The organism is Streptomyces sp. NBC_00237 (assembly GCF_026342435.1).
GTDB lineage: Bacteria > Actinomycetota > Actinomycetes > Streptomycetales > Streptomycetaceae > Streptomyces.
This window is the reverse complement of the sequence record NZ_JAPEMT010000001.1, coordinates 231,875-252,730: the sequence shown is the minus strand read 5'-3', so window position 1 is coordinate 252,730 and position 20,856 is coordinate 231,875. Positions and strand designations below refer to the sequence as shown.

Annotated in this window: 18 protein-coding genes and 2 tRNA genes; 9 read left to right on the top strand and 11 right to left on the bottom strand. The window is 67.8% G+C overall.

Going from position 1 to position 20,856, the window contains the following annotated elements; translation table 11 throughout:
* Positions 1-93: 93 nt before the first annotated feature.
* Positions 94-166, bottom strand: a tRNA-Ala gene (locus OG897_RS01135).
* A 161-nt stretch (positions 167-327) separates the two neighbouring features.
* On the opposite strand from OG897_RS01135, the gene OG897_RS01130 reads away from it, so the two are divergent.
* Complete coding sequence (locus tag OG897_RS01130; protein ID WP_266651950.1) at positions 328-876, top strand: DNA-binding protein; 549 nt, start codon at positions 328-330, stop codon at positions 874-876.
* Positions 877-1,224: 348 nt separating this feature from the next.
* On the opposite strand, the gene OG897_RS01125 is transcribed toward OG897_RS01130, so the two are convergent.
* The 10 genes from OG897_RS01125 to dnaA all read right to left on the bottom strand — a co-directional run bounded on the left by OG897_RS01125 (position 1,225) and on the right by dnaA (position 14,222).
* The gene (locus OG897_RS01125; RefSeq protein WP_003958712.1) at positions 1,225-1,359 is read right to left on the bottom strand and encodes a DLW-39 family protein; all 135 of its coding nucleotides are present in this window, start codon (positions 1,357-1,359) and stop codon (positions 1,225-1,227) included.
* Positions 1,360-1,519: 160 nt separating this feature from the next.
* A tRNA-Ile gene (locus tag OG897_RS01120) sits at positions 1,520-1,593 on the bottom strand.
* An 84-nt stretch (positions 1,594-1,677) separates the two neighbouring features.
* Positions 1,678-2,325 carry a DUF3566 domain-containing protein gene (locus OG897_RS01115; protein ID WP_266651948.1) on the bottom strand — a complete coding sequence of 216 codons (648 nt, stop codon included), beginning with the start codon at positions 2,323-2,325 and terminating at the stop codon, positions 1,678-1,680.
* A gap of 90 nt (positions 2,326-2,415) precedes the next feature.
* Positions 2,416-5,034 (bottom strand): DNA gyrase subunit A, encoded by a 2,619-nt coding sequence (gene gyrA, locus OG897_RS01110; protein ID WP_266651946.1) that lies wholly within the window; start codon positions 5,032-5,034, stop codon positions 2,416-2,418.
* A gap of 42 nt (positions 5,035-5,076) precedes the next feature.
* A complete protein-coding gene (gene gyrB / locus OG897_RS01105) occupies positions 5,077-7,182 on the bottom strand; it encodes a DNA topoisomerase (ATP-hydrolyzing) subunit B (protein WP_266651944.1) in 2,106 nt (701 codons plus the stop codon).
* Positions 7,183-7,533: 351 nt separating this feature from the next.
* A complete protein-coding gene (locus OG897_RS01100) occupies positions 7,534-8,082 on the bottom strand; it encodes a DUF721 domain-containing protein (RefSeq protein ID WP_266651942.1) in 549 nt (182 codons plus the stop codon).
* On the bottom strand, positions 8,079-9,200 hold the full coding sequence (gene recF / locus OG897_RS01095) for a DNA replication/repair protein RecF (RefSeq protein WP_266651940.1): 1,122 nt from the start codon (positions 9,198-9,200) through the stop codon (positions 8,079-8,081). Before recF ends, OG897_RS01100 begins: the two co-directional genes overlap by 4 nt.
* A gap of 45 nt (positions 9,201-9,245) precedes the next feature.
* A complete protein-coding gene (gene gnd, locus OG897_RS01090; RefSeq protein ID WP_266651938.1) occupies positions 9,246-10,127 on the bottom strand; it encodes a phosphogluconate dehydrogenase (NAD(+)-dependent, decarboxylating) in 882 nt (293 codons plus the stop codon).
* 132 nt (positions 10,128-10,259) lie between these two features.
* Positions 10,260-11,390, bottom strand: a complete 1,131-nt coding sequence (gene dnaN / locus OG897_RS01085; protein WP_266651936.1) for a DNA polymerase III subunit beta — start codon at positions 11,388-11,390, stop codon at positions 10,260-10,262.
* 990 nt (positions 11,391-12,380) lie between these two features.
* The gene (gene dnaA, locus OG897_RS01080; protein ID WP_266651934.1) at positions 12,381-14,222 is read right to left on the bottom strand and encodes a chromosomal replication initiator protein DnaA; all 1,842 of its coding nucleotides are present in this window, start codon (positions 14,220-14,222) and stop codon (positions 12,381-12,383) included.
* Between the two features lie 398 nt (positions 14,223-14,620).
* Between dnaA and rpmH the strand changes: the two genes are divergently transcribed.
* The 8 genes from rpmH to OG897_RS01040 all read left to right on the top strand — a co-directional run bounded on the left by rpmH (position 14,621) and on the right by OG897_RS01040 (position 20,582).
* Positions 14,621-14,758 (top strand): 50S ribosomal protein L34, encoded by a 138-nt coding sequence (rpmH, locus tag OG897_RS01075; protein ID WP_014137019.1) that lies wholly within the window; start codon positions 14,621-14,623, stop codon positions 14,756-14,758.
* Positions 14,759-14,776: 18 nt separating this feature from the next.
* Positions 14,777-15,178, top strand: a complete 402-nt coding sequence (gene rnpA / locus OG897_RS01070) for a ribonuclease P protein component (protein WP_189822527.1) — start codon at positions 14,777-14,779, stop codon at positions 15,176-15,178.
* Positions 15,175-15,531, top strand: a complete 357-nt coding sequence (gene yidD / locus OG897_RS01065; RefSeq protein ID WP_266651929.1) for a membrane protein insertion efficiency factor YidD — start codon at positions 15,175-15,177, stop codon at positions 15,529-15,531. Before rnpA ends, yidD begins: the two co-directional genes overlap by 4 nt.
* 3 nt (positions 15,532-15,534) lie before the next feature.
* The gene (yidC, locus tag OG897_RS01060; protein ID WP_266651927.1) at positions 15,535-16,794 is read left to right on the top strand and encodes a membrane protein insertase YidC; all 1,260 of its coding nucleotides are present in this window, start codon (positions 15,535-15,537) and stop codon (positions 16,792-16,794) included.
* A 14-nt stretch (positions 16,795-16,808) separates the two neighbouring features.
* A complete protein-coding gene (locus OG897_RS01055) occupies positions 16,809-17,327 on the top strand; it encodes a R3H domain-containing nucleic acid-binding protein (RefSeq protein WP_266651925.1) in 519 nt (172 codons plus the stop codon).
* 105 nt (positions 17,328-17,432) lie between these two features.
* Positions 17,433-18,152: a 16S rRNA (guanine(527)-N(7))-methyltransferase RsmG gene (gene rsmG, locus OG897_RS01050; protein ID WP_266651923.1), complete on the top strand. Its 720-nt coding sequence runs from the start codon at positions 17,433-17,435 to the stop codon at positions 18,150-18,152.
* Between the two features lie 268 nt (positions 18,153-18,420).
* Entirely contained in the window at positions 18,421-19,497 is a 1,077-nt protein-coding gene (locus OG897_RS01045) for a ParA family protein (RefSeq protein ID WP_323187958.1), read from the top strand.
* On the top strand, positions 19,494-20,582 hold the full coding sequence (locus OG897_RS01040; RefSeq protein ID WP_266651921.1) for a ParB/RepB/Spo0J family partition protein: 1,089 nt from the start codon (positions 19,494-19,496) through the stop codon (positions 20,580-20,582). Before OG897_RS01045 ends, OG897_RS01040 begins: the two co-directional genes overlap by 4 nt.
* Positions 20,583-20,856: the final 274 nt, after the last annotated feature.

The following is a 20,856-nucleotide window of genomic DNA, read 5'->3' as shown; positions in this document are numbered from 1 at the left end:
GGTAGGCGGGCGAGCCGGTCACTCCGCCCGGCGATCAACGAAAAAGAGGCTCCCTGACCTGCGTCAACGCAGATCAGGGAGCCTCTTGGAATGTGGAGCCTAGGAGATTCGAACTCCTGACATCTGCCTTGCAAAGGCAGCGCTCTACCAACTGAGCTAAGGCCCCGAAAAGGGGTGCCGGAAACGAGCGGAACAGAACACGTCCACCGACGCACACCAGAGTAGCGGGTGACCCCCGCAATCCTGCAAACAGATAGGGACTCCCCGTTGGTGACCACTCTCCGTAAGATGCACCGCGAGGTTCGCAGCAGCGAAGGGGAGACGCAGATGGACGCAGCACAACAGGAAGCCTCGGCAAGGGCCAGGGAGCTTCAGCGCAGTTGGTACGGGGAGCCGCTGGGGGCGCTCTTCCGTCGGCTCATCGACGACCTGGGGCTCAATCAGGCCCGGCTCGCGGCCGTGCTCGGCCTCTCCGCGCCCATGCTCTCCCAGCTGATGAGCGGCCAGCGGGCCAAGATCGGCAACCCTGCCGTGGTGCAGCGCGTCCAGGCACTCCAGGAGCTCGCCGGACTGGTCTCCGACGGCAGCGTCAGCGCCGGTGAGGCCACCGACCGGATGGAAGAGATCAAGAAGTCCCAGGGCGGTTCGGTCCTGAGCGCCACCGGCCAGAGCACGCCGGGCTCCGGGGCGCCCACGGTGCGCCGTGTGGTGCGCGAGATCCAGTCGCTGCTGCGCTCGGTGGCCGGTGCGGGGGACATCATCCACGCCGCGGACTCCCTTGCCTCGGATCACCCGGAACTGGCGGAGTTCCTCCGTGTGTACGGAGCGGGCCGCACGGCCGAAGCGGTCGCGCACTACGAGGCACACCAGAGCTGACGGACCGCGCCACGGGAACGACGTGCGGCGCACCACCCCTCCACAGCGAAGATCAACCGGACGGCACGACCACCGGACGACCTCACAACACCCCTGGAAGGCCCTCTACGGCTCCGGGAAGTGACGCTGCGCCAGGAGACCGCTCCCGCCCCGCACGGCGCCCACAAGCCCGCTCCACCGCCTCGCGGTCGACCGTCCGTGCGAGCCACGCACGGACGGACATCCCTCGGATGTTTCACGTGAAACATCGCCCCCGCGCACGGACCCGCACAGCACCACAGCCCCACGCAGCACAAAACCCCGGTCGCTCTGAGGAGCGACCGGGGTTTTGCATGTGACTACTGGGGCTCACACACCCGAACCTGCGGGCACGGAGTCAGTCGCCTCCGTCCACAGATCCTGCTCGGCGCGATCCGCCTGGATCTGGCGGTACACGAGGAGCCCGCCAATGGCGGCCAGTGCGACCAGGAGAAGCTTCTTCACCGCGCGACCTCGTCTTTCCTTGACGTAGGAGACCTCTTGGCGGCCGACTATACACACCGGCCGATACCGATCGGTGACCTACTGGGGGGTTCCAACTGCCGGACGCACAAAAGCGGTTGGCCCGGACGAGAAAATCCTCGTCCGGGCCAACCGGTGACTGTGGGGCTAACAGGATTTGAACCTGTGGCCTCATCCTTATCAGGGATGCGCTCTAACCAACTGAGCTATAGCCCCGCCGCGCTCGCGCGCTGACTCCTGAAGATTAGCGCACGTGGGGGGCAGTACCAAAATCGGTTCTCCGCCCCCCGCCACCAGCGGCTACTCGTCCTCCGCGAGCGTGAGCTCCACACCGCCCACGAACCCGGCCGACAGGTTGTAGATGAAGGCGCCCAGCGTCGCCAGGGCCGTCATCAGCACCACGTCGATCACCGCGATCACCGAGGTGAAGGTCAGCACCCGAGGCAGCGACAGGAACGACTGGAGGTCGAACCCGCTGCTCTCCCCGGAACCGGCCGTCGAGCTGGTCGCCTCACTGATCGTGCCGCCGACGGTCGCGAAGACGCCCATGGCGTCCATGACCATCCACAGCACGGCCGCCGCGATCACCGTGCAGATGCCCAGCGCGATCGACAGCAGGAAGCTGACCTTCATCACCGACCACGGATCGGCCTTCGCCACCCGCAGCCTCGCCTTGCGCGTACGAGGCGTCGTCCGGGCCCCCGTACGCGGTCGGCGCACCGTCCCCGTCTGGCCGCCCTGCGTACCGCCGCCGCCCGCAGGGGGACGCTGGCCGCCCTGGGTGGCACCGCCGCCCTGCTGACCGTCCTGCGTGGCCTGATACGCCTGCGGCGGGTGGTACGGCTGGGACCCCGGTCCCTGGGCCGCCTGCTCCCGCTCGCCGGGCAGCGGACCGGCCGCGTACCCGTCATAACCCTGCGGGGGCTGCGGCCCCCGGGTGTCCGTCACAGTTCCCCCCTGGGAGTCCGCGGCAGAGCCACGGGCACCGGGTGCTCCAGCTCCGGAAGATTTCCCGGTGCCCGTGGCTCCACTCACGACCTACTCCTCGTGCTCCCCTGCCGAGGGCTCTGCACCCTCGACGACTTCGGTCGCGGCCGTGGCGGTGACCGCACCGTCCGCTTCGATCTCGGAACCGTCGGCCCCGTCGACCTCTTCGGCCTCACGGCCGGCCTCGGCGTTGCGGGCGATGCCGACGACGGCATCCCGCTTGCCCAGGTTGATCAGTTGGACGCCCATGGTGTCACGGCCCGTCTCCCTGACTTCGTTGACTCGCGTACGAATCACACCGCCGCCGAGGGTGATGGCGAGGATCTCGTCCGTCTCCTCCACCACCAGCGCCCCCACGAGCGAGCCCCGGTCCTCCACGATCTTGGCAGCCTTGATGCCGAGACCGCCACGGCCCTGGACGCGGTACTCGTCGACGGGAGTGCGCTTCGCGTACCCGCCGTCGGTTGCGGTGAACACGAACGTACCGGGCCGCACCACATTCATCGAGAGCAGTTCGTCGCCCTCACGGAAACTCATGCCCTTCACGCCCGACGTCGCACGGCCCATCGGGCGCAGCGCGTCGTCCGTGGCGGTGAACCGGATCGACTGGGCCTTCCTGCTGACCAGCAGCAGGTCGTCCTCGGACGACACCAGCTCGGCGCCGATCAGCTCGTCGTCGCTGCCGTCCGCGGTCTCCCGCAGGTTGATCGCGATGACACCACCCGAACGGGGCGAGTCGTAGTCCTTCAGCGACGTCTTCTTCACCAGGCCGCCCTTGGTGGCCAGGATCAGGTACGGCGCCGCGTCGTAGTCCCGGATCGCCAGGATCTGCGCGATCTTCTCGTCCGGCTGGAACGCGAGGAGGTTCGCCACGTGCTGGCCGCGCGCGTCCCGTCCGGCGTCGGGCAGCTCGTACGCCTTCGCCCGGTACACCCGGCCCTTGTTCGTGAAGAACAGCAGCCAGTGGTGCGTGGTGGAGACGAAGAAGTGGTCGACGATGTCGTCCTGCTTCAGCTTCGCGCCCCGGACTCCCTTGCCGCCGCGCTTCTGCGACCGGTAGTCCTCGGTCTTCGTGCGCTTCACGTAGCCACCGTTGGTGATGGTGACGACGATGTCCTCCTCGGCGATCAGGTCCTCGATGGACATGTCACCGTCGAAGGGCACCAGCGCGGACCGTCGGTCGTCGCCGAACTTGTCGACGATGACGGCCAGTTCCTCACTGACGATCGCACGCTGGCGCTGCGGGGAGGCCAGGATCTGGTTGTACTCGTTGATCTTGGCCTGGAGCTCGTCGTGCTCCGCCACGATCTTCTGCCGCTCCAGGGCGGCCAGGCGGCGCAGCTGCATCTCCAGGATCGCGTTCGCCTGGATCTCGTCGATCGCCAGCAGGCCCATCAGGCCCTCGCGGGCGATCTCCACCGTGTTGGAGCGGCGGATCAGCGCGATGACCTCGTCGATCGCGTCCAGCGCCTTGAGCAGACCGCGCAGGATGTGCGCGCGCTCCTCGGCCTTGCGCAGCCGGAACTGCGTACGCCGGACGATGACCTCGATCTGGTGCGTCACCCAGTGCCGGATGAACGCGTCCAGCGACAGCGTGCGCGGCACGCCGTCGACGAGCGCCAGCATGTTCGCGCCGAAGTTCGACTGGAGGTCGGTGTGCTTGTACAGGTTGTTCAGCACGACCTTGGCGACCGCGTCGCGCTTGAGCACGATGACCAGACGCTGACCGGTGCGCGAGGAGGTCTCGTCACGGACGTCGGCGATGCCGCCGACCTTGCCGTCCTTCACCAGGTCGGCGATCTTCTGCGCCAGGTTGTCCGGGTTCGTCTGGTACGGAAGCTCCGTGACGACCAGGCACTGACGGTTCTGGATCTCCTCGACGGCCACCACGGCGCGCATCGTGATCGAGCCTCGGCCCGTCCGGTACGCCTCCTCGATGCCCTTGCGGCCCACCACCAGCGCGCCGGTCGGGAAGTCGGGGCCCTTGATGCGCTCCATGAGGGCGTCCAGGAGCTCCTCCTGCGAAGCCTCCGGGTTCTCCAGGCACCACTGCGCACCCGAAGCGACCTCGCGCAGGTTGTGCGGCGGGATGTTCGTCGCCATGCCGACCGCGATGCCCGCCGAACCGTTGACCAGCAGGTTCGGGAAGCGCGACGGCAGCACCGTCGGCTCCTGGTTACGGCCGTCGTAGTTGGCCGTGAAGTCGACGGTCTCCTCGTCGATGTCGCGGACCATCTCCATGGAGAGGTTCGCCATCTTGCACTCGGTGTAGCGCATCGCTGCCGCCGGGTCGTTGCCCGGAGAGCCGAAGTTGCCGTTGGAGGCCACCAGCGGCATGCGCATCGACCACGGCTGCGCCAGACGCACCAGGGCGTCGTAGATCGAGGAGTCGCCGTGCGGGTGGTACGTACCCATGACGTCGCCGACGACGCGGGCGCACTTGTAGAAGCCCTTCTCGGGCCGGTAGCCGCCGTCGTACATCGCGTACAGGACGCGACGGTGCACGGGCTTCAGACCGTCCCGCACGTCGGGCAGCGCACGCGCCACGATGACGGACATCGCGTAGTCGAGGTACGACCGCTGCATCTCGGTCTCCAGCCCGACGGGCTCGATCCGCTGCGTCGTCTGACCCTCTTCAACGGGGGTCTGGGGGGTGTTCTCGTCGGCCATTGCTGGTCAAAATCCTTTCGAAGCGGTCAGCGAAGGACCGACTCAGATGTCGAGGAAGCGAACGTCCTTGGCGTTGCGCTGGATGAACGAGCGCCGCGCCTCGACGTCCTCACCCATCAGCACCGAGAACAGGTCGTCGGCCTGGGCCGCGTCGTCCAGGGTGACCTGGCCGAGCACACGGTGGTCGACGTCCATCGTGGTGATGCGCAGCTCCTCGGCATCCATCTCACCGAGACCCTTGAAGCGCTGGAGGTCGCCCTCCTTGATGCGCTTGCCCTGCTGCTCGCCCGCCTCGCGGAGCGCGTCGCGCTCACGGTCGGAGTAGGCGTACTCGACCTGGTCCCGGCCCCACTTGAGCTTGTACAGCGGCGGACGCGACAGGTACACGTGACCCGCCTCGACCAGCGGCCGCATGAAGCGGAACAGGAACGTCAGGAGCAGCGTGTTGATGTGCTGACCGTCGACGTCGGCGTCCGCCATCAGGATGATCTTGTGATAGCGGAGCTTCTCGATGTCGAAGTCCTCGTGCACACCGGTACCGAAGGCGCTGATCAGCGCCTGGACCTCGGTGTTCTGGAGGATCTTGTCGATCCGCGCCTTCTCGACGTTCAGGATCTTGCCTCGGATCGGCAGGATCGCCTGGTACATCGGGTTGCGGCCGGACTTCGCCGAACCACCGGCGGAGTCACCCTCGACGATGAAGATCTCGCACTTCGTCGGGTCGTTGGACTGGCAGTCGCTGAGCTTGCCCGGCAGGGACGCCGACTCCAGCAGGCCCTTGCGGCGGGTCAGGTCGCGCGCCTTGCGGGCGGCGACACGGGCCGTGGCGGCCTGGATCGACTTGCGGATGATGTCCGCGGCCTCGTTCGGGTTGCGGTCGAACCAGTCGTTGAGGTGCTCGTGCACGACCTTCTGCACGAAGGTCTTCGCCTCCGTGTTGCCCAGCTTGGTCTTGGTCTGGCCCTCGAACTGCGGCTCGCCCAGCTTCACCGAGATGATCGCGGTCAGACCCTCGCGGATGTCCTCGCCCGCGAGGTTGTCGTCCTTCTCGCGCAGGAACTTCTTCTCGCGTGCGTACCGGTTCACCAGACCGGTCATCGCGGCCCGGAAGCCCTCCTCGTGCGTACCGCCCTCGTGCGTGTGGATCGTGTTCGCGAACGAGTACACGCCCTCGCTGTACTGCGAGTTCCACTGCATCGCGATCTCGACCGAGAGCATCCGCTCCTTGTCCTCGGCCTCGACGTCGATGACGGTCGGGTGAATGAGCTCACCCTTGCGCGAGTTCAGGTACTTCACGAAGTCGACGATGCCGCCTTCGTAGTGGTACGTGACCGTGCGGACCTGCTCGTCGTCGGCGGTCTCGGGGGTGTCCGCACCGACGACGGCCTTCGCGGACTCCCGCTCGTCCGTCAGCTTGATGGTCAGTCCCTTGTTGAGGAACGCCATCTCCTGGAAGCGCCGCGAGAGCGTCTCGAAGGAGTACTCGGTGGTCTCGAAGATGTCCGGGTCGGCCCAGAACGTGACCGAGGTGCCGGTCTCCTCCGTGGCCTCGTGCCGCTCCAGCGGCGCCGTCGGGGCGCCCGCCTTGTACTCCTGCGTCCAGCGGTAGCCGTCCGTCCTGATCTCGACGGCCAGCTTGTACGACAGCGCGTTGACGACGGAGACGCCGACGCCGTGCAGACCACCGGAGACCGCGTAGCCGCCGCCGCCGAACTTGCCGCCCGCGTGCAGCACGGTGAGCACGACCTCGACGGCGGGCTTCTTCTCCACCGGGTGGATGCCCACCGGGATGCCTCGGCCGTTGTCGATGACGCGCACGGCGCCGTCGGCCAGGATCGTGACGTCGATGGAGTCCGCGTGCCCGGCCAGGGCCTCGTCGACGGAGTTGTCGACGACCTCCTGCACCATGTGGTGCAGGCCACGCTCACCGGTCGAGCCGATGTACATGCCGGGGCGCTTGCGGACCGCGTCCAGGCCCTCAAGGACTGTGATCGCGCTGGCGTCGTACGCCGAGGTGACCTCGGAGTTGGTGCCCCTCGACGAGGTCACCTCCGCGGGGGTGCCCTCGCCGTCCTCGCCGGCAGTGGACGGACTGATCTCGTTGGGGTTGCCGGAATCGGCCACGAAGCGCCCTTTCTGGCACAGCACAGGCCCATCCCCTGCCTCGGCTGGGGGGTTCCCCATCCCCAGGCAGGCAGGAGCGGCTGCGTCGTTCTGTGTGAGTCGACGTGCCCCGCGAAACAAGCGAGGACTATGCATCAGTCTACCGGTAGCGCAGACATGAATGGGGGTTTGCCGGTACCTGAGTCCACATGTGCCGCCCCGAACCGGGCCTGCCCGACTCCCCATATCCGGAGAGGGGCTCCAGGCGGCTCCAGAGGGCTTCCAGCGCTTCGGGCTGTCAAGCACTCATCACCGTGAGGGACGCCTCACTGCCGTCGCCCGGTTTCACGTGAAACATCCTTGTCATGTTTCACGTGAAACATGGACGCATCCGCTCTAGCCGTACGTATCCCCGGGCCCCGTGCTGCCCGGCGCCCGAAGCGGCCCGTACCGGCGCTGCGGCGCGTTCGGGCCCTCCAGCCTGATCTGTCGCACGGTGTCCCGGCCGAGCTCCCCGTTGAGCCGCTTCAGCAACGTGGGCTGCAAATACTTCATCTGCGTCACCCACGCCGTGGAGGTGCAGCGCACCCAGAGAATCCGCTCTTCCTCGTCGTACTTCAACGGCTCGGTATGCTGCGCGACGTCGGGGCCCACGATGTCCTTCCAGCGCCCCATCACCCCGCTGACCGCGATCGGCATCTCCCAGCCGCGCTCCGTCTTCAGCCGGTCCAGCGCCGCGCCCAGCTTCAACGGGTCCCGGCCGTCCGCCCCCGAACCCGACCGGATGCTCCCGCCGCGGCGCACCGTCTTCTTCTGCTGGGCCGCGGCTCCCCGCGCCCGAGCCTGCTCCTTCGCCGCGGCGAGGGCCTGCCGGGCGAGGTCCACGCCCGAAGACTGCGCAGGCGCGGCCGGAGAGGGCGCGGCGTCCTTCTTCTCGTCACTCACAGCCGGGTCACCTCGCCGTCGGCCACCGCGTACCGGACCCCCGAGAGCACGCCCGGGACGTCGTCGTCCACCGCCGCCGTCACCAGCACCTGCTCACCCGGCGCCACCAGCTCCGCCAGCCGCTCCCGCCGCCGCACATCCAGCTCGGCGAAGACGTCGTCCAGGACGAGCACGGGCTCGTTGCCCTCGGCACGCAGCAGGTCGTACGAGGCGAGCCGCAGCGCCAGCGCGTACGACCAGGACTCCCCGTGACTCGCGTAGCCCTTCGCGGGCAACTGGCCGAGCTTCAGCAGCAGATCGTCCCGGTGCGGACCGACCAGCGTCACGCCCCGCTCGATCTCCTGCTTGCGCGCGTCGGCCAGCGCCGCCAGCAACTGCACGTACAGCTCCTCGCGGGTGTGCCCCTCACCGGGCGCGGAACCGCGGTACTCCAGGAGCAACGGGCCTCCGCCGGGCGCGAGTTGCTCGTACGCCTTGTCCGCCAGCGGCTGGAGCGTCGCCACCAGGTCGAGGCGCTGTGCGAGCAGTTCCGCACCGGCCTTCGCCAGGTGCTGGTCCCACACGTCGATGGTGGACATGTCCATGGACCGGCCGCCGTGCCGCCTGGCCATCGCCGCCGACTTGAGGAGGGTGTTGCGCTGCTTCAGGACGCGCTCGTAGTCGGACCGCACCGCGGCCATGCGCGGGGAGCGCGCCGTCACCAGCTCGTCCAGGAACTTCCGGCGCTCGCCCGGGTCGCCCTTCACCAGGGCCAGGTCCTCGGGTGCGAACAGCACGGTGCGTACGATGCCGAGCACGTCACGCGGTCTGACCTGCGAGGACCTGTTGATACGGGCACGGTTCGCGCGCCCCGGATTGAGCTCCAGCTCCACCAGTTGGGAGCGCTCGCCCTGGGTGACGGCCGCCCGGATGACCGCCCGTTCGGCGCCCATCCGTACGAGAGGGGCGTCCGAGGACACCCGGTGGCTGCCGAGCGTGGCGAGGTAGCCGATCGCCTCGACGAGGTTGGTCTTGCCCTGCCCGTTCGCCCCCACGAAGGCGGTGACGCCCGGGTCGAGAGGAACTTCGACCCGGGCGTACGAGCGGAAGTCGGCCAGCGACAGATGCGTGACGTGCATGGTGGTGCGCCGACCTTCCCCCGACCGCGCTTACTTCTACGGTGCTTACTTCTTGTTCGACTCGACCGCGTGGCCGCCGAACTGGTTGCGCAGCGCGGCGATCATCTTCATCTGCGGGGAGTCGTCCTGACGCGACGCGAAGCGGGCGAACAGGGAGGCCGTGATCGCGGGCAGCGGCACGGCGTTGTCGATGGCGGCCTCGACGGTCCAGCGGCCCTCGCCGGAGTCGGCGGCGTAGCCGCGCAGGCCCTCCAGGTGCTCGTCGTCGTCGAGCGCGTTGACCGCGAGGTCCAGCAGCCAGGAACGGATGACCGTGCCCTCCTGCCAGGAGCGGAAGACCTCGCGCACGTCGGTGACGGAGTCGACCTTCTCCAGGAGCTCCCAGCCCTCGGCGTACGCCTGCATCATGGCGTACTCGATGCCGTTGTGGACCATCTTCGCGAAGTGGCCGGCGCCGACCTTGCCCGCGTGGACCGAGCCGAACTCGCCCTCGGGCTTGAGGGCGTCGAAGACCGGCTGGACCTTCGCGACGTCGTCGGCGTCGCCGCCGTACATCAGCGCGTAGCCGTTCTCCAGGCCCCAGACGCCGCCGGAGACGCCGCAGTCGACGAAGCCGATGCCCTTGGCCTTCAGCTCCTCCGCGTGCTTCTCGTCGTCCGTCCAGCGCGAGTTCCCGCCGTCGACGACCACGTCGCCGGGGGAGAGCAGCTCGCCCAGGGCGTCGATCGTGGACTGGGTCGCGTCACCCGCGGGGACCATGACCCAGACGACGCGCGGGCCCTTGAGCTTGCCCACGAGCTCTTCCAGGCTGTGGACGTCCGCGACGTCCGCGTTGCGGTCGTAACCGATGACGGTGTGGCCTGCGCGGCGGATGCGCTCGCGCATGTTGCCGCCCATCTTGCCGAGGCCGACGAGACCGAGCTCCATCAGAAGATTCCTTTAGCTTCGAGGCGATTCGTACCCAGGTCCGAGCCTACGCCCGGCGTGTGCGGACGGCCCGAGGGGCACGTGAGGCCCGGGCCCACCTGGGCTCCGGGCCTGCACGGCGCTGCTGGGCGATCAGCCGGACAGACGCACCGGCATGATCAGGTACTTGTACGCGTCGTCGGCCTCGGCGTCCGCCGCAGGACGGCCGCTGAGCAGCGCCGGCTTGGTGGACGTGGTGAACGAGAGTTGGGCGACCGGGGAGTCGATCGCGCTCAGGCCGTCCAGCAGGAAGGTCGGGTTGAAGGCGATCGAGATGTCGTCGCCGTCCAGGTTGGCGTCGACGCGCTCCACAGCCTGTGCATCGTCGCTGGAACCCGCTTCGAGGATCAGGACGCCCTGCTCGAAGGTCAGCCGGACCGGAGTGTTCCGCTCGGCGACCAGCGCCACGCGCTTGACGGCCTCGACGAACGGGGCGGTCTCGATGACGGCCACCGAGTTGAACTCGGTCGGGAACAGCGTCCGGTACTTCGGCAGGTCGCCTTCGAGCAGACGGGTCGTCGTACGGCGACCCGCGCCCTCGAAGCCGATCAGACCCTCACCGGCGCCGGAGCCCGACAGCGCGATCGTGACCGTGTCACCGCTGGTCAGGGACTTGGCGGTGTCCAGGAGCGTCTTGGCGGGCACCAGGGCGACCGCGGAGGTCTCCGGGTCCTCCGGCTTCCACAGGAACTCGCGGACCGCGAAGCGGTAGCGGTCGGTGGAGGCCAGCGTGACCGTGTCGCCCTCGATCTCGATGCGCACACCGGTGAGGACGGGCAGCGTGTCGTCACGGCCGGCGGCGATGGCCACCTGGGCGGCGGCGGACGCGAAGACCTCGCCGGGAACGGTGCCCGTGGCGGTCGGCATCTGCGGCAGCGCCGGGTACTCCTCCACAGGGAGGGTGTGGAGGGTGAATCGCGAGGAGCCGCAGGCCACGGTCGCCCGTACACCGTCTGTGGAAATCTCCACCGGACGGTTGGGGAGGGCGCGGCAGATGTCGGCGAGCAGACGCCCCGACACCAGGACCGTGCCGTCCTCCTCGATCTCCGCGTCGACCGACACACGGGCCGAGACCTCGTAGTCGAAGCCGGAGAGGCTCAGTGCGCCCTCCTCGGCCTTCAGCAGAAGGCCCGCGAGGACGGGCACCGGCGGACGGGCCGGGAGGCTGCGGGCCGTCCAGGCCACCGCCTCCGCGAGTACATCGCGCTCCACCCGGATCTTCACCGGAACCGCCTCCTGCTGTTGCTGGCTCGCCCTGCTGGCTTTCGTCGTCTGGATCGGTGTCCCCCTGCCGTCGGCGGGGGAGGTTCACCGGGGACCAGTCTGACGTACGCCACCGACACTCGTTGCTGCTGCCGGTCAAGTCGGGCCGAGAGCGGCCGGGAGGCTTCGGGCCGAGTTGTACACAGGGCCTTCTTCTTTGCGGATTCCGAGCTAACTCTTAGTGGGAGTAGTAGTAGGGCCTGTGGAAACGGTGGATAACCCCGTTTTCGCAGCTCAGACCCACTTTTTTGTCCACCGTGCCTGTGGGTGGAGCCGGTGGACAACTCGCCTGTTCTGTGGACGGGGCGGAGTTCTGCACACCCGATGCACAGGCAGGGGTCACTTCCCCACAGCTGTGTCCCCAGCTTTACCCACCTTCCCCACAGCCCAACCGACCTCCTTGGTGTGACGCCTTTCACTCGACCCGGTGAGAGGGGGTGTCGTGTTGCCGAACAGTGGACAGCCGTGTGGAGAAGCTGGGGACAAGGCACCTCAGCCTGTGGGCCGCCCGTGGACAACTCGATCGGCCCCCTGTGGACGAAAAACTTGTCCACAGGCTGTGGATTATTGTTTGCCACAATTCCACAAGCACCTGACCTGGGCTGATGAAGTCTCAGCAACCGCCCCTGTGGACACAATCTGGACAACTTCGCAGTCCCCAGGGTGTGGACGGAACATCGTCCCAGGATCTGTGGAGAACTCCACCCCGAGGACCCGAATTCGAACAACGACGGCCTCCGACCACCCGTCAACAGCCTTGGGACAGCGCCGCAACGACGTCGAAAGGGGCCCCGGAGGGACCCGCCGCGGGCCGATCGGGGCGCGGACCACTCACCGGGAGAAGGCTTCTGGGGCAACGTACGGGCCCGGCCTCCCACAGCCTGTGGGCAGACGGAAGGGCGCCCGGAGACTGCTTCTCCGGGCGCCCTCAGCGTTGCGACAGCGTCTCTGTCAGCCGTTCTTGATGCGGTTGGTGAGCTCCGTGACCTGGTTGTAGATCGAGCGCCGCTCCGCCATCAGGGCGCGGATCTTCCGGTCCGCGTGCATCACGGTCGTATGGTCGCGGCCGCCGAACTGCGCGCCGATCTTCGGCAGTGACAGGTCGGTCAGCTCGCGGCACAGGTACATCGCGATCTGCCGGGCCGTCACCAGCACACGGCTGCGCGACGATCCGCACAGGTCGTCCACCGTCAGACCGAAGTAGTCCGCGGTCGCCGACATGATGGCCGGTGCGGTGATCTCCGGCGACGCGTCCTCGCCGCCGGGAATCAGGTCCTTGAGCACCTGCTCGGTGAGACCGAGGTCCACCGGCTGCCGGTTCAGGCTCGCGAAGGCCGTGACCCGGATCAGCGCCCCCTCCAGCTCGCGGATGTTGCGCGAGATGCGGGAGGCGATGAACTCCAGCACCTCCGGCGGGGCGTTGAGCTGCTCCTGCACCGCCTTCTTGCGGAGGATCGCGATCCGCGTCTCCAGCTCCGGCGGCTGCACGTCGGTCGTCAGACCCCACTCGAAGCGGTTGCGCAGCCGGTCCTCCAGCGTCACCAGCTGCTTGGGCGGCCGGTCGGAGGACAGCACGATCTGCTTGTTCGCGTTGTGCAGGGTGTTGAAGGTGTGGAAGAACTCCTCCTGCGTCGACTCCTTGCTCGCGAGGAACTGGATGTCGTCGACGAGCAGGATGTCCACGTCGCGGTAGCGCTTGCGGAACGCGTCGCCCTTGCCGTCGCGGATGGAGTTGATGAACTCGTTCGTGAACTCCTCCGAGCTCACGTACCGCACCCGCGTGCCCGGATAGAGGCTGCGCGCGTAGTGGCCGATCGCGTGCAGCAGGTGCGTCTTGCCGAGCCCGGACTCCCCGTAGATGAAGAGCGGGTTGTACGCCTTCGCGGGCGCTTCGGCGACGGCGACCGCGGCCGCGTGCGCGAAACGGTTCGACGAGCCGATGACGAAGGTGTCGAAGAGGTACTTCGGGTTCAGCCGCGCGTGCGGCTCGCCGGGGCCCGGAGCCGGTGCGGGCTGCGCGGCGAGCGGGCCGGGGGCGCCGCTTCCGCCGGGCAGGCCGGGCCCGCCGCCGTGCCGGGGGCCCTGCTCCTGCCGGTCTTGGCGGTCCTGGCGCTCCGCCCGCTCCTGCCGCTGCTGCTCGTACGACGGCTGCTGGTCGTAGGACTGCCGGTCCGGGAGCTGCGAGCGGTAGTCGTGCTGCGGCGGCCGGGAGTAGGGGTCGCGCTCCTGGAAGCCGCCGAGCCGGGGCTGCTGCCAGCCGCCGTGGTCCTCCTGAGAGCCGGGCCAGGTGCCGGGCGCGGGGCGCGACTGCTGGCGGTACTCGGGATAGGCGGGGCGGGCGGTGGGCAGGCCGTCGTCGGACGGGCGGTGACCGTAGGCGTCGTACGCGTCACGGTCGTCGCGGACGTCACGCTGCTGCGGCTCGTCGCGCTGCTGCCCGGGCTGCCCCTGCTGCTGGCGCTGCACCGGGTACGAGGTGGGCTGGTGGGACTGCTGCCGTACGGGCGCCGGGGACTCGCCGACGGAGTCGTCGACGGTGATGGCGATCCGGATCGGGCGGCCGCACTCGCGGCTCAGCGCCTCACTGATGAGCGGCGCGAGACGCCCCTCCAGGACCTGCTTGCTGTACTCGTTGGGCACGGCCAGCAGGGCGGTGTCGGCGACCAGCGCGAGGGGCTGGCAGCGCTCGATCCACTGCTTGTCCTTGGCCTCGACACCCTGCTGTCCCTCCCCGAGCAGGTGCTCCAGCACGCGCGGCCACACTGCGGCAAGATCGGCAGGTACGTCAGCCACAGGGCACGCTCTCTCACAGGTCCCACGAAGGTGTGGTTCTTAAGGGACGGGACGGGAAGGACAGGCTGGACGGGCAGGGACACAAGGGCCGCATGTCGACGAATGCCTGAATCCTGGTTGTGCCACGGTAGTCGTGGCAGCTCACACGGTTCAAGTTGTTGTCCACAGGCTGTGCACAGAGGGCCCCCGACAAGCCCCGGTTTGACCGGATGGCGTAGCCGCGCGTACCGTAACCAGGTCGAGTTGTCGATGGCTGCTGCCGCCTGCCTCCGATGGGCAAAGATCATGGTCAATGATCGTGAAGCGGTGCACTGAGAGCGTTGCGAGCTTCCTCGTGGGCGCACGGTGACAGCCAGGCGATGTGTTCGCCACCCCCGATTCATTTCTGGAGCCCCCGAGTGAGCAAGCGCACCTTCCAGCCGAACAACCGCCGTCGTGCCAAGACCCACGGCTTCCGTCTGCGCATGCGTACCCGCGCCGGCCGCGCCATCCTGGCGAACCGCCGTGCCAAGGGCCGCACTGAGCTGTCCGCCTGATCCCGTACGGGTCATGACGTGCTGCCTACCGAGAATCGGCTGAGGCGGCGCGAGGACTTCGCAACCGCGGTACGACGAGGGCGACGCGCAGGCCGCCCGCTTCTCGTCGTCCATCTACGCAGTAGCGGTGCAACGGACCCGCACGCGGCAGGGGAGAGCACTCCCCCGACGCGTGCGGGTTTCGTCGTGAGCAAGGCCGTCGGGGTCGCTGTCGTACGCAATGCGGTGAAGCGCAGACTCCGCCATCTCATGCGCGAACGGATCGCCGAGCTGCCCCCCGGTAGCCTGGTGGTCGTACGGGCGCTGCCCGGAGCGGGTGACGCCGACCACGCACAGCTGGCCCGAGACCTGGACGCCGCACTTCAGCGGTTGCTGGGCGGGGCTCCCCATACCGAAGGTCGGGGGAGAGGCACGCGATGAAGTACCCGCTACTGGCCCTTATCAAGCTGTACCAGTGGACCATCAGCCCGCTGCTCGGGCCGGTCTGCAGGTACTACCCGTCGTGTTCCCACTACGGATTCACGGCCATCGACCGGCACGGCGCGGTGAAGGGCACAGCCCTCACGGCCTGGCGCATCCTGCGGTGCAACCCGTGGTCGCCCGGCGGTGTGGACCACGTGCCACCACGCACCCGCCGTCGTTGGCACGAAGCGCTGCGCGACGCGTGGCGCGGAAGCAAGGGCGAGAAGTCCGCCGTCGGCGTGTCTTCTCCGGGATCCGACCAGAACCCGAGCCCGGCCGCAGAGACCTCGCCCAATGCTCAAGGAGCTTGATTAGTGGACACGATTGCCAGTCTGTTCAGCTTCATCACCTGGCCCGTTTCCTGGGTCATCGTCCAGTTCCACAAGGTGTACGGGTTCATCTTCGGACCTGACACGGGGTGGGCCTGGGGCCTGTCCATCGTGTCCCTCGTGGTGCTGATCCGCATCTGCCTGATCCCGCTCTTCGTGAAGCAGATCAAGTCGACGCGGAACATGCAGGTGCTCCAGCCGAAGATGAAGGCGATCCAGGAGCGCTACAAGAGCGACAAGCAGCGTCAGTCCGAAGAGATGATGAAGCTGTACAAGGAGACGGGCACCAACCCGCTCTCCTCGTGCCTTCCCATCCTGGCGCAGTCGCCGTTCTTCTTCGCTCTGTACCACGTGCTCTCCAGCATCGCCGACGGCAAGAAGATCGGCGTCATCAACGACCAGCTGCTGGAGAGCGCCCGTCAGGCGCACATCTTCGGTGCTCCGCTGGCGGCGAAGTTCATGGACAGCGCCGACAAGATCGCCAGCCTGGACGCGTCGGCGACCTCGGTCAAGATCGTCACCGCGGTCATGATCGTGATGATGTCGGCCTCGCAGTTCTTCACGCAGCGCCAGCTCATGACGAAGAACGTCGACCTCACGGTCAAGACGCCGTTCATGCAGCAGCAGAAGATGATGATGTACATCTTCCCGGTGATGTTCATGGTGATGGGCATCAACTTCCCCGTCGGTGTTCTCGTCTACTGGCTGACCACCAACGTGTGGACCATGGGCCAGCAGATGTACGTCATCAACCAGAACCCCACGCCGGGCAGCAAGGCCCAGGACTCCTACCTCCAGCGTCTGCTGAAGTCCACGGTGGACGCGGGCGGTGTGGTGAAGGCGAAGCGCAAGCGCAACGTCATCAAGGTGATCGTGGCCAAGGGCACCGACCGCAACGACGTCGAGCGCAAGTTCATCACCGGTCTGGCCAAGGCCGGTTTCGTCGCCGAGGCGGACGGCACGGTCTCCAAGAGCACGACCGCGCTCGCCGAGGCCGAGGGCGGCGCGTCGGTCGCCAAGCGGCAGCAGCCCAAGCGTCAGACCAAGGCGAAGCGTCAGACCGCCACCGCCCAGCAGGGCACGACGGCCAGGGCACCCGAGGACTCCGTCTCCAAGACCTCCCTGGAGAAGCAGGACGCACCGCAGGACGCCACGTCCACGGCGGCGGGCAAGCCCGCCCGATCCCAAGCCAAGTCCGGGCAGCGCAAGGGTCCGCAGCGGCCCAAGCACCCGTCCAAGAAGTAAGAAGGAGTCCTCCAGTGACGGACGGCACCACCACTTCCTCCGCGCCCGCCGAGGCCACCGACACCCTGTCGCGCCTGGAGCAGGAGGGCGAGATCGCGGCCGACTACCTTGAGGGTCTGCTCGACATCGCCGACCTGGACGGCGACATCGACATGGACGTCGAGGCCGACCGGGCCGCTGTCTCGATCATCAGCGACTCCAACGGCCGCGACCTCCAGAAGCTCGTGGGCCGTGACGGCGAGGTGCTCGAAGCACTTCAGGAGCTGACTCGGCTGGCCGTGCACCGCGAGACCGGTGACCGCAGCCGGTTGATGCTGGACATCGCGGGCTTCCGCGCCAAGAAGCGCGAGGAACTCGCGGAGATCGGCGCCAAGGCGGCGGACGAGGCCAAGACCTCGGGCGCACCCGTGAAGCTCGACCCTATGACGCCGTTCGAGCGCAAGGTCGTGCACGACGCGGTCGCCGCGGCGGGTCTGCGCAGTGAGTCCGAGGGCGAGGAGCCCCAGCGTTTCGTCGTCGTTCTCCCGGCCTGACCGGATACGTGCTTTGTCGGCCCCGTCTGTTCTGTTCTCAGACGGGGCCGATCTTTGTCAGCCTGATATTCAGCCACCACAGTGCGGTACGGAAGGACGGTCCCCGTGACGGAGGCAGCAGCGGAGCTTCCCCAGGCGCCCGACGAGGCCAAGGCGGTATTCGGTGAGTTCTTCCCGCAGGCCGTTCGGTACGCCGAGCTCCTCGCGGACGCGGGGGTCGAGCGCGGTCTGATCGGCCCGCGCGAAGTACCGCGCCTGTGGGAGCGGCACCTGTTGAACTGTGCCGTCCTCTCGGAGGTCGTGCCGCAGAACATCACCGTCTGCGACGTCGGCTCGGGTGCCGGCCTGCCCGGCATCCCGCTTGCCCTGGCCCGCCCGGACCTGAAGATCACTCTGCTGGAACCGCTGCTGCGGCGCACGAACTTCCTCCAGGAAGTCGTCGAGCTGCTGGGACTGGACCACGTCACCGTCGTACGGGGCCGAGCCGAAGAGGTCATGGGCAAGGTGGAGCCCGTCCACGTGGTGACCGCTCGTGCGGTGGCACCTCTGGACCGGCTGGCGGGATGGGGCGTTCCCCTGCTGCGTCCGTACGGCGAGATGCTCGCGCTCAAGGGCGACACCGCCGAGGAGGAACTCAAGGGCGCGCGGGCCGCGCTCAGCAAGCTGGGCGTGGTGCATACCGAGGTGCTCCAGGTCGGCGCGGGGGTGGTGGACCCGTTGTCCACGGTCGTACGCGTCGAGGTGGGCGAGAGCCCGGGTGGCGTGCGCTTCGCGGCGAAGCGGGCCAAGGCGGCGAGGACCAGCAGGACGCGCCGCCGCCGCTGAACGGCGGGCCGCTGACGGGGCGGGCCGCTCCGCGATGCGCCATACAAGGTGCCGCGCCTGGGCGGCGCGGAGTGTCGGGGGCTTCCGGTGAGCCCCCGCATGCATCGTGTTTCACGTGAAACGTCGCTCGTTGCTGCAAGGAATCATCAGCCGGGGCCGTGCTGCTGCCGCTCCGCACGAATCGAGACCCGAAAGGGTCATGGGGTTGTCCACAAGGGCGGGTTCTTCCACAGGGGAACGGGCCTCACTGGTTCATGACCCCCTAAGCGTGACAGGCTCTGAGCACTACGAGCCTGAAGTCGAGGAGAGTGAATCCTTGCGGTCCGACGCCAACATCGCGGGACCGATGACCGATCCGGTCCCCGGCCCCCGTACTGAAGCGGCAGGAGCCGATGTTTCACGTGAAACATCTCCCCTGCCGGACGACACACCCATCGGTCGTGCTGCCCAAGTGGCGGTGGACGCCCTCGGTCGTACCCGCGAGGGTCTGCCGAAGCCTGAGCAGACACGCGTGATGGTGGTCGCCAACCAGAAGGGCGGAGTGGGGAAGACCACGTCCACGGTCAACCTCGCCGCCTCGCTCGCACTGCACGGTGCGCGGGTCCTTGTGATCGACCTCGACCCGCAGGGCAACGCCTCCACGGCGCTGGGAATCGACCACCACTCCGAAGTCCCGTCCATTTATGACGTGCTGATCGACAGCAAGCCGCTGTCGGACGTGGTCCAGCCCGTCCGAGACGTCGAAGGGCTCTTCTGCGCCCCGGCCACCATCGATCTCGCGGGTGCGGAGATCGAGCTGGTGTCTCTGGTGGCACGTGAGAGCAGACTCCAGCGGGCCATTCAGGCGTATGAGCAGCCGCTGGACTACGTCCTCATCGACTGCCCGCCGTCGCTGGGACTGCTGACGGTCAACGCGATGGTCGCCGGTGAGGAAGTCCTGATCCCCATTCAGTGCGAGTACTACGCGCTGGAAGGACTCGGCCAGCTCCTTCGGAACGTGGAACTGGTGCGTGGGCACCTCAATCCCGAGCTCCACGTCTCGACGATCCTGCTGACCATGTACGACGGTCGGACCAGGCTCGCCTCGCAGGTGGCGGAAGAAGTGCGCAGTCACTTCGCCAAGGAAGTCCTCAAGACCAGCATCCCGAGGTCCGTCCGGATCTCGGAGGCTCCCAGTTATGGGCAGACCGTGCTCACCTACGACCCGAGCTCCAGTGGCTCGCTGTCGTACCTCGAAGCTGCGCGGGAGATCGCGCTCCGGGGAGCCGGTGTCTTCTATGAAGCACAGCATGCCCATGCTGTCGACCAGAACAATCAGCACGGCATGGCGGAGGGTGTCCAATGAGCGACCGACGTAGGGGACTGGGGCGCGGGCTCCAGGCACTGATTCCGAATGCCTCCCGGGAACCGCAGGTGCCCGGTGTCGGCACGGCGACCGCGGAACGCGGGGTGGCCGCAGCGAAGGTGACCGCGTTGCGGGACAGCGATGTTTCACGTGAAACATCGCTCCCGTCCCGCACTGCGGACGCGCAGAAGAGCGAGCCGGAGGCGGCTGCCCTCCAGACACCCGTGGGAGCGTTCTTCGCCGAACTTCCGCTGGACTCCATCACGCCGAATCCGCAGCAGCCGCGTCGGGTCTTCGACGAGGACGCGTTGGCCGAGCTGGTCACGTCCATCAAGGAAGTGGGCCTTCTCCAGCCGGTTGTCGTACGGCAGCTGGGCCCGGAGAGCTTCCAGCTCATCATGGGTGAGCGCCGTCTGCGGGCGACCCGCGAGGCCGGTCTCGATCGCATTCCCGCGATCATCCGGGCGACGGAGGACGACAAGCTTCTCCTCGACGCACTTCTGGAGAACCTGCACCGGGCCCAGCTGAATCCGGTGGAAGAAGCCCTGGCGTACGACCAGCTGCTCAAGGACTTCGGCTGCACGCACGACCAGCTGGCGGACCGTATCGGCCGTTCGCGTCCGCAGGTCTCCAACACGCTGCGACTGCTCAAGCTGCCGATGGCGGTGCAGAAGAGGGTTTCGGCCGGGGTGCTGTCCGGTGGTCATGCTCGGGCACTGCTCGGGCTGGAGGACTCGGAGGCGCAGGAGCACCTCGCGAAGCGCATCGTCCAGGAAGGTCTTTCGGTCCGTACGACCGAAGAGATCGTCAAGATGATGGAGTCCGAGCCGAAGAAGACGGCCAAGCCGAAGGGCCCGAGGGCGGGCTCGCGGATGGCTCCCGCCCTGTCGGACCTGGCCTCCCGGCTCTCGGACCGCTTCGAGACCCGGGTCAAGGTCGACCTGGGGCAGAAGAAGGGCAAGATCACCGTCGAGTTCGCCTCGGTGGAGGATCTGGAGCGCATCCTCGGCACGCTCGCCCCGGGCGAGGGGCGGGTTCTGGAGAAGAGCCTGAGCGAGCAGGACGGGCAGGACGAGGAGAGCTGATCTCCTGCACTCCTGTGAAGGGCGGGGGTGTTCCGGCAGTGGCCGGAACACCCCCGCCCTTTGCTCTCCGTCGGTATCCGTCCGATTGCCCGGTGGATACGATGCTTCGTGGTACGGCGCATCCACTGTGATCCACCTCGGAGGGGGAACGGAGCCATGCGATCGGTGAGCCGGGGCCAACTGGTGACTGCTGGGCTGGGGATCGGTGCGGTCGGCGGATTCGTCGGCAGCTTTCTCCGGGAACGGGGCGCGCTGACTGCCGCCCGTGGAGCGG

Coding starts and splice junctions, on each gene's coding strand:
- OG897_RS01130 (WP_266651950.1), top strand. CDS start 328: ATGGACGCAGCACAACAGGAAGCCTCGGCAAGGGCCAGGGAGCTTCAG.
- gyrA (WP_266651946.1), bottom strand. CDS start 5,034: ATGGCCGACGAGAACACCCCCCAGACCCCCGTTGAAGAGGGTCAGACG.
- recF (WP_266651940.1), bottom strand. CDS start 9,200: ATGCACGTCACGCATCTGTCGCTGGCCGACTTCCGCTCGTACGCCCGG.
- gnd (WP_266651938.1), bottom strand. CDS start 10,127: ATGGAGCTCGGTCTCGTCGGCCTCGGCAAGATGGGCGGCAACATGCGC.
- yidD (WP_266651929.1), top strand. CDS start 15,175: ATGAAGTACCCGCTACTGGCCCTTATCAAGCTGTACCAGTGGACCATC.
- OG897_RS01040 (WP_266651921.1), top strand. CDS start 19,494: ATGAGCGACCGACGTAGGGGACTGGGGCGCGGGCTCCAGGCACTGATT.